The following is a 12,602-nucleotide window of genomic DNA, read 5'->3' as shown; positions in this document are numbered from 1 at the left end:
AAGGGGCCGAGCCCGCGAATTTCGCGGGCTCGGCCCCTTTCCGCGGCACCTCCCCGTGCGTCAGCGGCGTCGCCAGAGTGGCTTACGGCTATGGGTGTGCTCCAAGGCCGGCGCGATGTAGTAGTCGGCGGACTGGGAGAGTCCGGCCAACGTTCCCTCGACGTCTCGGAGGAACGCGTCGACCGCCGCCGGGTCGTAGCCTCTTTTCGAGAGCGGCGCTTTGGCGAACGCCACGTCGTGGACGTCCGAAACCGACAGGTCGTCGTCGCCGTCGAGCGTCGCCGCGACCCGTTCGAGGAAGGCGTCGACCGCGGGTTCGTGATAGCCCCGTGCGCCGATCGGTGCACGGTCGAACTGCCGGGTTCTCGCCTCGAACGCGGTGACGGGCACTAGCGCTCCCGCAGGAACTCGACGGGGCCACGGTCCGGAACGGCGCGTTCGGCGGTCGCCTCGTCCTCTTCACGTGCGCCGGGCACGTGAAGCACCTGCTGGCCGGTCCGGTGGGCGAGTTGCTCCTCGATCTTGTCGAGGAAATCGTCGACTTCGCGTTCGTCGTAGCCGCGCTTCCCGATCAACGGGCGCGAGAACATGACGTGGTGGACCTCGGCGGCCGTCAGGTCGTCCCGGTCCGAGATCGTGTCCGCGATCCGCTCCAGGAACGCGTCGACCTCGTGTTTGGCATATCCGCGCCGCCCGATCGGGGCGTTCGGGAAAGTGGCGCCGGTGATCTCTTCGGCCGTAAACGACATGAAACTCTCTCCGGTTTCGGTGGGGAATGCGATCTCCGCATTCCGTCCTAACGGGTTTGAGAGTTCCCCGGAAGAGCTCGCGCTATTCCACGACTCGATCAGGGGCGTGGTGAAACGCCTTCGAGTGACGAGTTGTAACGCACTGCCATGTGAGCGGGTTCACCCAGCGTGGAAGGTGTTCTGGGCCGCGACGAGGCCCGTGCTGATAAGCGCTTCAACGGCGTCGGCGCAACGATCGATCTCGAAAGCGAGCTCTTTGCGTTCGACCGTGGAGAAGTCTTTCAGCACGAAATCCGCCGGATCCTGCCGTCCCGGAGGGCGGCCGACGCCGAAACGGACGCGATAGTAGTCCTTCGTTCCCAGGGATTTGGTGATCGAACGGAGGCCGTTGTGGCCGTTGTCGCCGCCGCCCAGTTTCATCTTGAGCGCGCCGAAATCGACGTCCAGCTCGTCGTGGACGACCACGACGCCGGCCGGGGGGATCTTGTAGAACCGGGCAGCGCCCACGACAGGGCCGCCCGAGAGGTTCATGTACGAGCGTGGTTTGGCCAGGACCACCCGCTGGCCCGCGAGCCTGCCTTCGAGGACTTCGGCGCCGCTCTTGTGGGCTTTGAACTTGCCGCCGACGCGGCCGGCGAGCTCGTCGAGCACCATGAAGCCGACGTTGTGCCTGTTGCCCGCGTACTGAGGGCCGGGATTGCCGAGGCCGGCGAGCAGGATCTGCTCGCCGGCCCCGGGAAGTACTGCTTCAGTCACACGAGTGACTTTATTCGGCGGCCTCGGCGGGAGTCGCCTCCGCCTCGGCACCGCCCTCTTCGCCCTCGAGCGAAGCCTCGGACGGCGCCTCGTTGACGGCGACGACCAGCGCATCGGGGTCGGTGACCAGGGTGGCGCCCTGCGGCAGGGTGACCTGCGAAGCGAGGATCTGGGTGCCGGCGGCGATGCCCTCGACCGAGACCTCGACCTGCTCGGGGATGTGCAGCGCCTCGACCTCGATGGTGAGGGAGTCGAGGTCGGTGGTGACCAGGGTGCCCGGGCCCGCGGTGCCGGTGACGACGACCGGGATGTCGACGGTGACCTTCTCGCCGCGAATGACGACCAGCAGGTCGACGTGCTCGATGTAGTTCTTCAGCGGGTGGACGACGATGGTCTTCGTCAGCGCCAGCTCGCTTTTGCCCTCGAGCTCGAGGGTGATGACGGCGTTGCTGCCGTTCTCACGCACGACGCGGGCGAACTCAAGGGCAGGGAGGGCGTAGTGGCGCGGGTCCGAGCCGTGCCCGTACAGCACCGCGGGGATCTTGCCGGCGCGACGCGTGCGACGCGCGGCACCCTTGCCGAATTCGGTGCGGGGCTCGACGGACAGGCTTACCTCGGACACGGTGTAGCACTCCTTCAATTCACCAACATGTTCAGCGAAAGCATGCTGAGGTGGGGATGGTTCGGGGCGTTCTGGTGTTCGGCGGCGAATTCCACAGGCGTGCTCGACCGCGTGTGGCCACTCAAGCCGCCGCGTCGATCACGTCGGGCACCAGGTGCTCACGGAACCCGCCTCGCCGAGACCGGGAAAGTGTAGACCAACCGCTCGCGAAGGGGTCCCGCCGGGTGGCTCGTTCAGGTGACAAGTCGGTGACAGCTGCTTCGGGAACCCTCGGATGCGGTGGTGCGCGACCCCTTTTCTAAGGTGAGATCTCCTCGCACACGAGACTCAGGGGGCGGAATGCCGGCACGACGGATGAGGATCGGCGCGATCGCCGCCTTGTGCTGCCTCGTGGCCGGATGTGACGTCGCAATCGGCGGGGCGGCGGGGATCTCGCCGGCCGAGCAGCAGCGAGTGGATCGGCGCACTGAGCAGCGTGGCGCTGTCGAAAGCGCGTTGAAGGCGCTTGAGCAGGCATCTGCGGTTGTCTACAAGTCGACAATCAAGGATGCCTCGGGCAAACCCGCCGAAGTGCAGTTCCGGATCACCCGCAACGGAAGCGCTCATGGCGCCCTTCCCGTCGACGGCCAGACCATTCAGGTCATCTCAGCCGACAAGCAGCTGTATCTCGCGGCGACGCCGGAGTACTGGAAGGCGCACGGGCTCGGCAACAGCGAGCTGTACGGCACCAACTGGGTCCGGACCGACAGCTCGGACCTGCCGGTGAACGTCGTCGAGGTGCTCAACCCGCGCAAGGCCGCGTCGACGCTCCGGACCGCTGTGTCCGCGATGAACCCGCTGACCGATCCGGTCAAGTCGAAGTTGCCCGACGGGACCGAGGTCTACGACGTCGGGAGCGGGCTCGGGACGCTGAGGGTGACCACCGCGGCACCGCATCGTGTCGTCAGTTTCGCGCCTTCCCTCGTCGACGCGGCAGGCGGCAAGACCCTCGGTGCCGAGATGCGGGTCGAGCCGCTCGCCGGGGACGAACTCAAGAAACTCCAGACCGATCTGGACGGCGCGATCGGCGGGGTCGGACAGCCGTTCGACGCGCTCACCCAGGTCAGTGTCAGTGTGGTCAACGACAAACTGGACTGCACGGACTTCGTCGGGAGCTGCCGGGCGACCATCGACGTGGCCAACACCGTCATCGGCGGGGTGAACGGGATACCCGTGCACCTGACGCTGACCGTCGAGTTCACCGCCCAGTCGCTCGGCGCACAGACCTGCACGGCGGACGCCAACGCGGCGCCGGACACCACGACGAGCATGTCCTGCGAGGTCAAGTTCAGGCTGCCGAATCGGAACGCCAGCTACCAGGTTCAGGCAAAGCCGGCGGCCCGCGGCGAAGTCCGGGTTCCGGTCGACGTCAACGGCGTCCGCGAAAAGCTCAAGTCCGAGTTCGCCACGCTGGGTGGCTGACCTGCACGCTCACCCACGGGTGCGTTACATACGTTGAAGTAGTCGATCTCCCCTTCATAGCATCGGCGTAGTCGCCGATGAAAAGGGAGAAACGTGATGGCGAAGTTGGTTGTGTTCGGAGGAACCGGGTACGCGGGCGGGAAGATCGCCTCGGAAGCGCGCGGTCGCGGCCACGAGGTCCTGGCGGTGTCGAGGAACGCCGAAGGCGAGGGGACCAAGGCGGGGTCGCTCTACGACGAGGCCTTCCTCGCCGAGGCCGCCAAGGGCGCCGACGTCCTGGTGATCGCGGTTCACGGGCAGAGCGGTCTGCTCGACGCGGTGCCCTCGATCGCTCAGGTCGCGAAGGACAACGGCGCGCGGATCGGCGTGGTCGGCGGCGCCGGCAGCCTGCGTGTGGCAGAGGACGGGCCGCGGCTGATCGACACCCCCGAGTTCCCGGACGAGTACAAGGGCGAAGCGGGAGCGCACGCCGAAGTGCTGGAAGCGTTCCGGAAGCTTCCCGAGGACGTCGACTGGTTCTACCTCAGCCCGGCCGCCGAGTTCGGCGCGTGGGCCGAGGGTGAGCGGACCGGCGACTTCCGGCTCGGCGGCGACGTGCTTTTGACCGACGAGAACGGCCGGTCGAAGGTCAGCGGCGCCGACTACGCGATCGCGTTCGTCGACGAGATCGACAAGCCGGAGCGCCGCCGTCAGCGTTTCTGCGTCGCTTACTGACCGGACAGTTCCTTCACGACCGGCGCGAATGTTTCCAGCATCGGTTCGAACACCGTGATGTAGGAGAAGCCGTACCGCTCGCGGCGTTCCCGGAGTTGCCGGACGATCTCGTCGACCGTTCCGAAAAGCAACTGCGGCGTTTCGAGCAGCTTGTCCACATCGAGGCCGTCCGGGTCCTCTTCATACCAGGACCCGGCGGCCGCGCGCCGGTCGTCCGTGACGACGACCCGCTGGACGAGCATGTTCAGTTCGGGATCCCGGCCGTTCGTGTGTGAACGGAAGAAGGCGATCCGTTCGTCCAGGCGCTCGGCGTCGTCGAGCTGGAAAGTGCCCGGCGGCTTCCCCGGTGCTTGGCGGAGGCCCGCGAAACCGGCGATATCGGCTTGGCGGGCGGCGAGGGAGAGCACGCCGTCGCTGTTGCCCGCGAGGAGCAACGGCGGAGGTGTGATCCCTTCGCGCTCGAAGTGTTCGGGCAGATGGTCAAGGCTCTTGGTGAGGTACTCGATGCGTTCTTTGGCCGGGGTCCACGGCAGGCCGGCATCGTCGAATTCCGATTTCATGTGACCGGAGCCGAGACCGAGGTCCAGTCGGCCGCCCGTCATCTTCACCGTCGTGGCGACTTCGCGTGCGAAGAGCGCGAAGTTGTAGAAGGGCACGTTGGAGACGAGAGTGCCTACGCGCGGCCGCTGGGTCACCGCGGCGGCCATGGTCAGTGCCGGGAAGGGTGCGTTCCGGCCCGGGCCGAGGTGATCGGGCACGGAGATGACGTCGTAGCCGAGGGCCTCGACGCGGAGGCACTTCGCGACCCAGTCTTCGCGGTTCTCGGCGCCCCACAGGTTCACGCCGAACTTGAATTTCCCCATGAACGGAAACCTAGCCACCCCGGCTGCCCGGCGCGCGCCGTTTCGCGAGGAGCCGAAAACGGAGCAGGGGACCTTTGCTCTCACTCTCCGGAAGAGAGTGAGAGCAAAGGTCCCCTGCTCCGCTGAGATCAGGCGTTGCCGTCGAAGAGGGACGTGACCGACCCGTCCTCGAAGACCTGCTGGATGGCCTGCGCCAGCAGCGGCGCGATGGACAGCACGGTCAGGCCCGGGAACCGCTTCTCCTCGGGGATCGGCAGCGTGTTGGTGACGATCACCTCGCGCGCCTTGCAGTTCGACAGCCGCTCGGTGGCGGGGTCGGACAGGATGCCGTGGGTCGAGGCGATGACGACGTCGGACGCGCCTTCGTCGAGCAGGGCCTCGGTGGCCTTCACGATCGTGCCGCCGGTGTCGATCATGTCGTCGATCAGCACGCACAGCTGACCGCGGACCTTGCCGACGACGCGGTTGGCGACGGCCTGGTTCGGCTTGTCGGGGTCGCGGGTCTTGTGGATGAAGGCGATCGGCCGGTCACCCAGCTGCGCCGCCCACTTCTCGGCCAGCCGCACGCGGCCCGAGTCCGGCGAGACGACGGTGATGTTCTCGTCCTGGTAGGTCTTGTTGATGTGCGCGGCCAGCACGTTCTGCGCGAGCAGGTGGTCGACGGGGCCGTCGAAGAAGCCCTGGATCTGCGCGGTGTGCAGGTCGACCGTCATGATCCGGTCGGCGCCGGCGGTCTTGAACAGGTCCGCGATCAGGCGCGCGGAGATCGGCTCGCGGCCCTTGTGCTTCTTGTCCTGCCGCGCGTACGGGTAGAACGGCATGATCACGGTGATCCGCTTGGCGCTCGCGCGCTTGAGGGCGTCCACCATGATCAGCTGCTCCATCACCCACTCGTTGATGGGCGCCGGGTGGCTCTGGATCACGAACGCGTCGGTCCCGCGCACCGATTCGTTGAACCGGACGAAGATCTCCCCGTTGGCGAAGTTGTGCGCGGTCTGCGGGACGACCGACACGTTGAGGTGCTTGGCCACCTCTTCGGCGAGTTCCGGGTGGGCGCGCCCGGAAAAGAGCATCAGGTTCTTCTTCGGTGTTCCGGACTTCGAGCTCATGCTGGCGACTCCCCGTCGTTTCCCTTAGCTGAATCGGACACGGCGGTGGTGTCCTGCTTCGCGGCGGAAGCTGCTTCCGCCGCGGGTGTGCCCGGCCTGCGCCGGGTCACCCAGTCTTCGATGTTGCGCTGCGGCCCGGTGGACACGGCGAGCGCGCCCGGGGGCACGTCTTGCCTGATCACGGTGCCTGCCCCACTGTAGGCGCCGTCGCCGATGGTCACCGGGGCGACGAACGTGTTGTCCGCGCCGAGCCGCACATGGGAGCCGATCGTGGTGTGGTGCTTGTTCACGCCGTCGTAATTGACGAAAACGCTGGAACACCCGATGTTGCTGTTTTCACCGATGGTCGCGTCGCCGACGTAGGTCAGGTGCGGAACCTTCGTCCCGGCGCCGATGTCCGCGTTCTTCGTCTCGACGAAAGCGCCGAGTTTGCCCTTTGTCCCCAGCTTGGAGCCGGGACGCAGGTAGGTGAACGGGCCGACCTTCACGCCGTCGCCCAGTTCCGAATCCGAGCCGTGCGTCCGCACCACCGACGCGCCCGCGCCGACGGAGACGTTCTCCAGGGTGCTGTCGGGGCCGATCTGCGAGCCTTCCCCGACCGAGGTCGAACCCTTCAGCTGCACGCCGGGTTCGATGACGACGTCGCGCGACAAGGTCACGCCCGCGTCGATCCAGGTGCTCGCCGGGTCGACGACGGTGACGCCCGCCCGCTGCCAGCCGCGGACGATCCGGCGGTTCAGTTCGGCGCCGAGGACGGAGAGCTGAACGCGGTCGTTGACGCCTTCGGTCACCCACGGGTCGTCGATGACCAGCGCGCCGACGCCCTTGCCGTCGCCGCGCGCGATGCCGAGGACGTCGGTGAGGTAGAGCTCGCCCTGCGCGTTGTCGGTCGAAAGCTTCGAAAGCCCGTCGACCAGAACGGAAGCGTCGAAGGCGTAGACGCCGGAGTTGATTTCGGCGATTTCGTGCTGTTCGGGGGTGGCGTCCTTCTGCTCGACGATCGAGGTGACGACGCCGTTTTCGTCCCGGATGATCCGGCCGTAGCCTGCCGGGTTCTCGACGACCGCCGTCAGCACGGTGACCGCGTTGCCGGTCGAGGTGTGCTCGGCGGCCAGGGAAGCGAGCGTTTCGGTGTCGAGCAGCGGGACGTCGCCGTAGCTGACGACGACGGTGCCGGTCAGCCCGGCGGGCAGCGCCGAGAGGGCGCACGAGACGGCGTGCCCGGTGCCCTTCTGCTCCTCCTGGACAGCCGTGACGACCTCGCGGCCGAGCGCCTCGCCGACCTTCGCCAGCCTCGCGCCGACCGAGTCGCGACCGTGGCCGATGACCACGACCAGATGTTCCGGGCTCAGTCCCGCGGCGGCCCGCACCGCGTGCTCGACCAGCGGACGGCCGGCGATCGGGTGCAGCACCTTCGGGATGGACGAGCGCATACGGGTGCCCTCACCCGCGGCGAGGATCAACGTGCTCAGCGGGCCGGTCACGGCACTCCCAACATTTCACCAACGGTGGTTGTCGGGCATTGATCCTACGTGGGCTGCTCGGCGTCCCACGCGGGGTCGGTCGGAGCATCCTCACCGGGCCATCCGGTCACCGGATCGATGGCCATCGAGTTCACCGACGAGACCTGGTTCCCGCCACCACGTTTCGCCTGGTACATGGCCGCATCGGCGCGTGCCAAGACCTGTTCGGCCCGCTCCTGCGGGCGGAGCGAGACAAGGCCGACGGAGAGGGTGACGCCGTGCGAAAGGTGGTGTGGCAGAGATGCGACGGCATTCACAGAACGACCCAGCGCCTGCTTCGCCGCCGAGGCCGGAGCCCCAGGTAGAAGCACGATGAACTCGTCTCCGCCGTATCGGGCGACGACGTCGTCGCCGCGCAGGGCGTCGCGCAGCGTGCTCGCGATGACACGGAGAACGTTGTCGCCCTCGGCGTGCGACTGCTTGTCGTTGACATCCTTGAAACCGTCGAGGTCGACCAGCGCGACCGCGAGCGGCTGGGCGTCCGCGGACGACGCCAGCGAACGCAGCTTTTCGTCGAGCGCGCGCCGGTTCGGCAACCCGGTGAGCGGGTCCTGCAGGGCCTGCTGGGTGATCGCGCCGTGCTCGGCGGACAGGCGTTCGTGCTCCCGGCGCGCGTTGAGCGTGGCGATCTGCGATTCCCGCAGCGACCACATCTCCGTTTCCAGGATGGTCGCGTAGTCGATCAGCGACTGGCTCGCCCCGGACGCGTAGTCCGGGGTGGTGTCGAGCCTGGCCAGCTCACGGGCGAGGTTCAACCGCATCGACGGCAGTGAACCTTCCTCGTTGTCCTCGCGGACCTCTTTGAGCACCTGCAGCGCGTCCTCACGGCGGCCTTCGTTGTCCAGGCAGCGGGCCAGCGCGATGGCGATGATCTCGCGTTCGTGCGGGAACACCAGCTCCGGATGCAGCAGCGAGTTCAGCCGCTCGATATGCGACGAATCGGGCGACGCCAGCGCGGCCGCCGCGGCGAGCACGCCGACCTGGTCGATCGCGGGCAGGTTGGCCTTGCGCGGGAACAGCGACTCGGTGAACGGGCCTTCGGCGGCCTGCGCCATCGACGCCGCGGTGCGGAACTTGTCCGCTCCCTCGTCGTACCGTTCGATCCGTTCGAGCCGCAGGCCCCAGCCCAGCAGCATCTTGACCCGGTTGATCAGCTGGAGCGCGATCTCGTGTGGGCTCGCGCTGTCGCGGATCGCCTGCGCGGCGCGGGCGATGGCCTCCTCGGCCGCCTCGTAGACCCCCAGCTGGTTCAGCACCAGCCAGCAGTCGACCAGGGTCGTGGACAGCATCCTGTCCCAGTTGCGCCTGCCGACCTGGCGGTCGGGGACCGCGGAGTCGTCGAGGATGGCCAGTGCCCTGGCGATCTCGGTGAGGGCGGCGTCCTCCTGTTTGGCGATCACCAGGCGACGGCCGCGCATGGCGTGCGCGTCGGCCCGCATCAGCGCGAGACCGTGCCGCCTGGTGTGCGCGAGCATCTCGTCGAGCCTGGGTTCGGCTTCGGCGGCGAGACCGCGGGTGACCAGCCTCGCCATCGCGGAGTACCGCAGCAGCTGGGCGACCAGCAGCGGTTCGCCGCGGCGCTGCGTCTCGTCGAGGAGTTCGTCGAGACTGGTGACGATGTCCAGCTGCTCGGCGAAGGTGACGCGCTGGATGGCCGCACCGAGTTCGCGCGCGCGACCGTGGAGCCAGGCGTCGGACATCTCCGCAAGCGCCGGCCGCCTGCCACTGGTCGTCGCGTCCTCGGTCAGCCGCACACACCCCCACCGTTGAAAACGCCGCTGGTCATCTGTTCGTCTGCTCCGCCGCCAGGATTCGAACCTGAACTGTCAGAACCAAAATCTGAAGTGCTGCCGATTACACTACGGCGGATCGATCCTGGTCAGAATAGCCATGCCGGAGACGTCCACGTGCGCCCGGGGGTTGCCTCACGGTCGCGGGCACTCCACAGGGGACGAAACCTCCTGTACCGTAACTTACGGCATCGTAGGTAAGGTCACCCTTAGGGAAACCCTCAAGGGTTGCGCGTAGAAAAGAAGTGACTGCATGACGGCTACCCTCGACCGTTCTCAGAAGCCCGCGAAGGGCCCCAAGCCGGTAACCGACGGACAGCGATCGAGCGCCGTGCAGCTGTCGGTCTACCTCGGGGTCATCTTCCCGCTCGCCGCGCTGCTCGCGGCCGTCCCGTTCGCCTGGGGCTGGGGACTGACCTGGGTCGACGTCGGCATCTTCGTGGTCTTCTACGCGATCAGCGGACTCGGTATCACCGTCTCGTACCACCGTTACTTCACGCACGGCTCGTTCAAGGCCAAGCCGTGGCTGCGCGTCGTGATGGCGATCGCCGGCAGCATGGCCGTCCAGGGCCCGGTGATCACCTGGGTCGCCGATCACCGGCGCCACCACGCCTTCTCCGACCGCGATGGCGACCCGCATTCGCCGTGGCTGTTCGGGACCACGCCGCTCGCCATCGCCAAGGGTTTCTGGCACGCGCACATGGGCTGGCTGTTCGAGCGCGACCAGAGCAACGCCGAGCGGTTCGCGCCGGACCTGATGAAGGACCGCGCCATCAAGAAGGTCGACGACCTGTTCTGGCTGTGGAGCCTGCTCACCCTGGTGCTGCCCGCGATCCTGGGCGGGCTGATCACCTGGTCGTTCTGGGGCGCGGTGACCGCGTTCTTCTGGGCCGGGCTGGTGCGTGTCTGCGTGCTGCACCACGTGACCTGGTCGGTCAACTCGGTCTGCCACATGATCGGTGAGCGCCCGTTCGCCGCCCGCGACAAGTCGGCCAACTTCTGGCCGCTGGCGATCTTCTCCTTCGGCGAGTCGTGGCACAACCTGCACCACGCCGACCCGACCTCGGCGCGGCACGGTGTGCAGCGCGGCCAGATCGACATTTCCGCGCGGCTCATTTGGATCTTCGAGAAGTTCGGCTGGGCCTACGACGTGCGCTGGCCGACCCCGCAGCGCCTCGCGCGCATCGCCACCGAAAGCAAATAGCGAGGTCACGTTAGTCTTCTGCAATGGCGGGGAGACGGCGAACCAAACGTGAAGCGGTCACCGGGGCGCGTCCGGTCGCTCCGGTGGCCCGGGTGCGGATGACGGGGAGCGAGCGCAGGCAGCAACTGCTCAACGTCGCCAGAGCCCTTTTCGCGGAGAAGGGTTTCGAGGGCACCTCCATCGAGGAGATCGCGCACCGCGCGAACGTCTCCAAACCGGTCGTGTACGAACACTTCGGCGGCAAGGAAGGCATCTACGCCGTCGTCGTGGACCGCGAGACGCAGCTCCTGCTCGACAGGATGGTCTCCACCCTCCACGGTGGACACCCGAGGGTGATGCTGGAGCAGGCGGCGATCGCGCTGCTCTCCTACGTCGAGGACTCGCATGACGGCTTCCGCATCCTGGTGCGGGATTCGCCGGTCGCGAGTTCGACGGGCACGTTCTCCACGGTGCTGAACGATATCGCCAGCCAGGTCGAGCACATCCTCGCGCAGCAGTTCGCCGCGCGGGGCTACGACGAGAAGCTGGCCGCGCTGTACGCGCAGGCGCTCGTCGGGATGGTCGCGCTGACCGGGCAATGGTGGCTCGACGCCCGCAAACCGAAGCGGGACGAGGTCGCCGCGCATCTGGTGAACCTCGCCTGGAACGGTCTGTCCAATTTGGAGCACAAGCCCAAGCTGCGGCTGTACTGAGATCTGCGTCGCGCGGCAGTAACGTTTTCCGGCCGATGAGCGCTAGGCCCCCAAAGAGATCATCAAGCTGGGGGAAGCACCGTGGAAAACTATCCCGCGCCCGCTGTGGAACAGATGTTGCCGCAGAAGAAGAAAACGTGGCTGAAGCCCGTCATCCGCCTGGGCATCTTCGTCGTCATCGCCGTGATCGCGTTCTTCGTCGCGAATCCGTTCACGGCGTCGAGCACCGAGGTCGGCGCCTGCCTCAAGGGCAACGTCGACAACGCGGACAGCGTCAAGAGCACCGAATGCGGAACGCCCGACGCGAACTTCAAGGTCGTCGGAAAACAGGAGAAAAAGTCGGAAATCGGACTCAAGCTCTCGGGTGGATCCGAATGCGACGACTACCCGACGACCGACGCGTACTTCTTCCAGGGGCGGAAGGGAGCCAGTGACGGCACCCTGCTGTGCCTGGAAGACCTGAAGAATCCGGGCGAGCGGGCGCCGGTCGTCGGCGATTGCCTTCCCGACGGCGTAGTCGACGCGAAGAAGCTCACGAAGGAGGACTGCGCGACAGCGCGGTACAAGGTCCTCGCCATCGAAAAGAGTTCGACGTTCCTCGTGGACGGCAGCACGGTGTGCACCCAGGTGCCGTCGACCGACGAGAAGATCCAGTGGCAGAGGTCGGGTGGCACGCTTCCGCAGTCGCGGGTGCTGTGCCTGGACGATCTCAAGAAGTAGGCGTCAGCGCAGGAGGCCGGTCTCCCGCAGGTGGTCGAAGATGATCTTGTCCACCGCGGAGACCCGGTCCCTGTCCTCGTAGCCGAGCCAGGCGACTTCTTCGATTTCGCTGCTGGCCGCGAGTGCTCCGCTGAACTCGGCGGTGTAGCAGGTCATGCGGACCACGAGCCCCGAAGCGTGCCCGTCGGCCTGCGCTTCGAAGACCTCGGCGGGCGTGATGCTCGCCGGGGCGATCTCCACGGTCAGTTCCTCGCGGATCTCCCGGACCAGCGTCTCGGTGTCGCTTTCGCCGGGTTCGCGTTTGCCGCCGGGCAGGTAGAACACGGACTTGCCGCGCGAGCGGGTGCTCAGGATCCGGCCGTCCACCAGGTGGAGCCAGGCGATCTTGTCGATCATGGT

The 12,602-nt window shown here is 67.0% G+C and carries 14 protein-coding genes and 1 tRNA gene; 5 read left to right on the top strand and 10 right to left on the bottom strand.

Annotated elements, in window-relative coordinates:
* Positions 1–60: 60 nt before the first annotated feature.
* From ACZ6YV_RS09395 to ACZ6YV_RS09380, 4 genes are all read right to left on the bottom strand, one after another.
* Positions 61–390: a DivIVA domain-containing protein gene (locus tag ACZ6YV_RS09395; RefSeq protein WP_465509149.1), complete on the bottom strand. Its 330-nt coding sequence runs from the start codon at positions 388–390 to the stop codon at positions 61–63.
* Positions 390–749 (bottom strand): DivIVA domain-containing protein, encoded by a 360-nt coding sequence (locus ACZ6YV_RS09390; RefSeq protein WP_378240006.1) that lies wholly within the window; start codon positions 747–749, stop codon positions 390–392. The genes ACZ6YV_RS09395 and ACZ6YV_RS09390 overlap by 1 nt, the downstream gene beginning before the upstream one ends.
* Positions 750–908: 159 nt before the next feature.
* Positions 909–1,505 carry an aminoacyl-tRNA hydrolase gene (pth, locus tag ACZ6YV_RS09385; RefSeq protein ID WP_378240005.1) on the bottom strand — a complete coding sequence of 199 codons (597 nt, stop codon included), beginning with the start codon at positions 1,503–1,505 and terminating at the stop codon, positions 909–911.
* Positions 1,506–1,515: 10 nt separating this feature from the next.
* Entirely contained in the window at positions 1,516–2,127 is a 612-nt protein-coding gene (locus ACZ6YV_RS09380) for a 50S ribosomal protein L25/general stress protein Ctc (protein WP_465509148.1), read from the bottom strand.
* A 339-nt stretch (positions 2,128–2,466) separates the two neighbouring features.
* Between ACZ6YV_RS09380 and ACZ6YV_RS09375 the strand changes: the two genes are divergently transcribed.
* Complete coding sequence (locus tag ACZ6YV_RS09375; protein ID WP_465509147.1) at positions 2,467–3,588, top strand: hypothetical protein; 1,122 nt, start codon at positions 2,467–2,469, stop codon at positions 3,586–3,588.
* Positions 3,589–3,684: 96 nt separating this feature from the next.
* Positions 3,685–4,302 carry an NAD(P)-dependent oxidoreductase gene (locus ACZ6YV_RS09370; protein WP_378240002.1) on the top strand — a complete coding sequence of 206 codons (618 nt, stop codon included), beginning with the start codon at positions 3,685–3,687 and terminating at the stop codon, positions 4,300–4,302.
* Here the strand turns inward: ACZ6YV_RS09370 and ACZ6YV_RS09365 are convergent.
* From ACZ6YV_RS09365 to ACZ6YV_RS09345, 5 genes are all read right to left on the bottom strand, one after another.
* Entirely contained in the window at positions 4,296–5,165 is an 870-nt protein-coding gene (locus tag ACZ6YV_RS09365) for a TIGR03621 family F420-dependent LLM class oxidoreductase (protein ID WP_465509146.1), read from the bottom strand. The genes ACZ6YV_RS09370 and ACZ6YV_RS09365 overlap by 7 nt on opposite strands.
* 128 nt (positions 5,166–5,293) lie before the next feature.
* Positions 5,294–6,274: a ribose-phosphate diphosphokinase gene (locus ACZ6YV_RS09360; RefSeq protein ID WP_005155717.1), complete on the bottom strand. Its 981-nt coding sequence runs from the start codon at positions 6,272–6,274 to the stop codon at positions 5,294–5,296.
* Positions 6,271–7,758 (bottom strand): bifunctional UDP-N-acetylglucosamine diphosphorylase/glucosamine-1-phosphate N-acetyltransferase GlmU, encoded by a 1,488-nt coding sequence (glmU, locus tag ACZ6YV_RS09355; protein WP_465509145.1) that lies wholly within the window; start codon positions 7,756–7,758, stop codon positions 6,271–6,273. The genes ACZ6YV_RS09360 and glmU overlap by 4 nt, the downstream gene beginning before the upstream one ends.
* Positions 7,759–7,802: 44 nt before the next feature.
* Entirely contained in the window at positions 7,803–9,551 is a 1,749-nt protein-coding gene (locus ACZ6YV_RS09350; protein ID WP_378239999.1) for a GGDEF domain-containing protein, read from the bottom strand.
* A 43-nt stretch (positions 9,552–9,594) separates the two neighbouring features.
* Positions 9,595–9,666 (bottom strand) — tRNA-Gln (locus tag ACZ6YV_RS09345).
* A 174-nt stretch (positions 9,667–9,840) separates the two neighbouring features.
* Between ACZ6YV_RS09345 and ACZ6YV_RS09340 the strand changes: the two genes are divergently transcribed.
* The 3 genes from ACZ6YV_RS09340 to ACZ6YV_RS09330 all read left to right on the top strand — a co-directional run bounded on the left by ACZ6YV_RS09340 (position 9,841) and on the right by ACZ6YV_RS09330 (position 12,203).
* The gene (locus tag ACZ6YV_RS09340; protein ID WP_378239998.1) at positions 9,841–10,791 is read left to right on the top strand and encodes an acyl-CoA desaturase; all 951 of its coding nucleotides are present in this window, start codon (positions 9,841–9,843) and stop codon (positions 10,789–10,791) included.
* Between the two features lie 98 nt (positions 10,792–10,889).
* Entirely contained in the window at positions 10,890–11,483 is a 594-nt protein-coding gene (locus ACZ6YV_RS09335; protein ID WP_007028786.1) for a TetR/AcrR family transcriptional regulator, read from the top strand.
* An 81-nt stretch (positions 11,484–11,564) separates the two neighbouring features.
* On the top strand, positions 11,565–12,203 hold the full coding sequence (locus ACZ6YV_RS09330) for an LppU/SCO3897 family protein (RefSeq protein WP_465509144.1): 639 nt from the start codon (positions 11,565–11,567) through the stop codon (positions 12,201–12,203).
* 3 nt (positions 12,204–12,206) lie between these two features.
* Here the strand turns inward: ACZ6YV_RS09330 and ACZ6YV_RS09325 are convergent, their stop codons facing one another.
* Positions 12,207–12,599 (bottom strand): NUDIX hydrolase, encoded by a 393-nt coding sequence (locus tag ACZ6YV_RS09325; protein ID WP_465509143.1) that lies wholly within the window; start codon positions 12,597–12,599, stop codon positions 12,207–12,209.
* Positions 12,600–12,602 lie beyond the last annotated feature (3 nt).

It is taken from the genome of Amycolatopsis sp. NPDC102522, assembly GCF_055584485.1.
The sequence above is the reverse complement of the archived record's forward strand: the minus strand, read 5'-3'. Positions and strand labels throughout refer to the sequence as shown.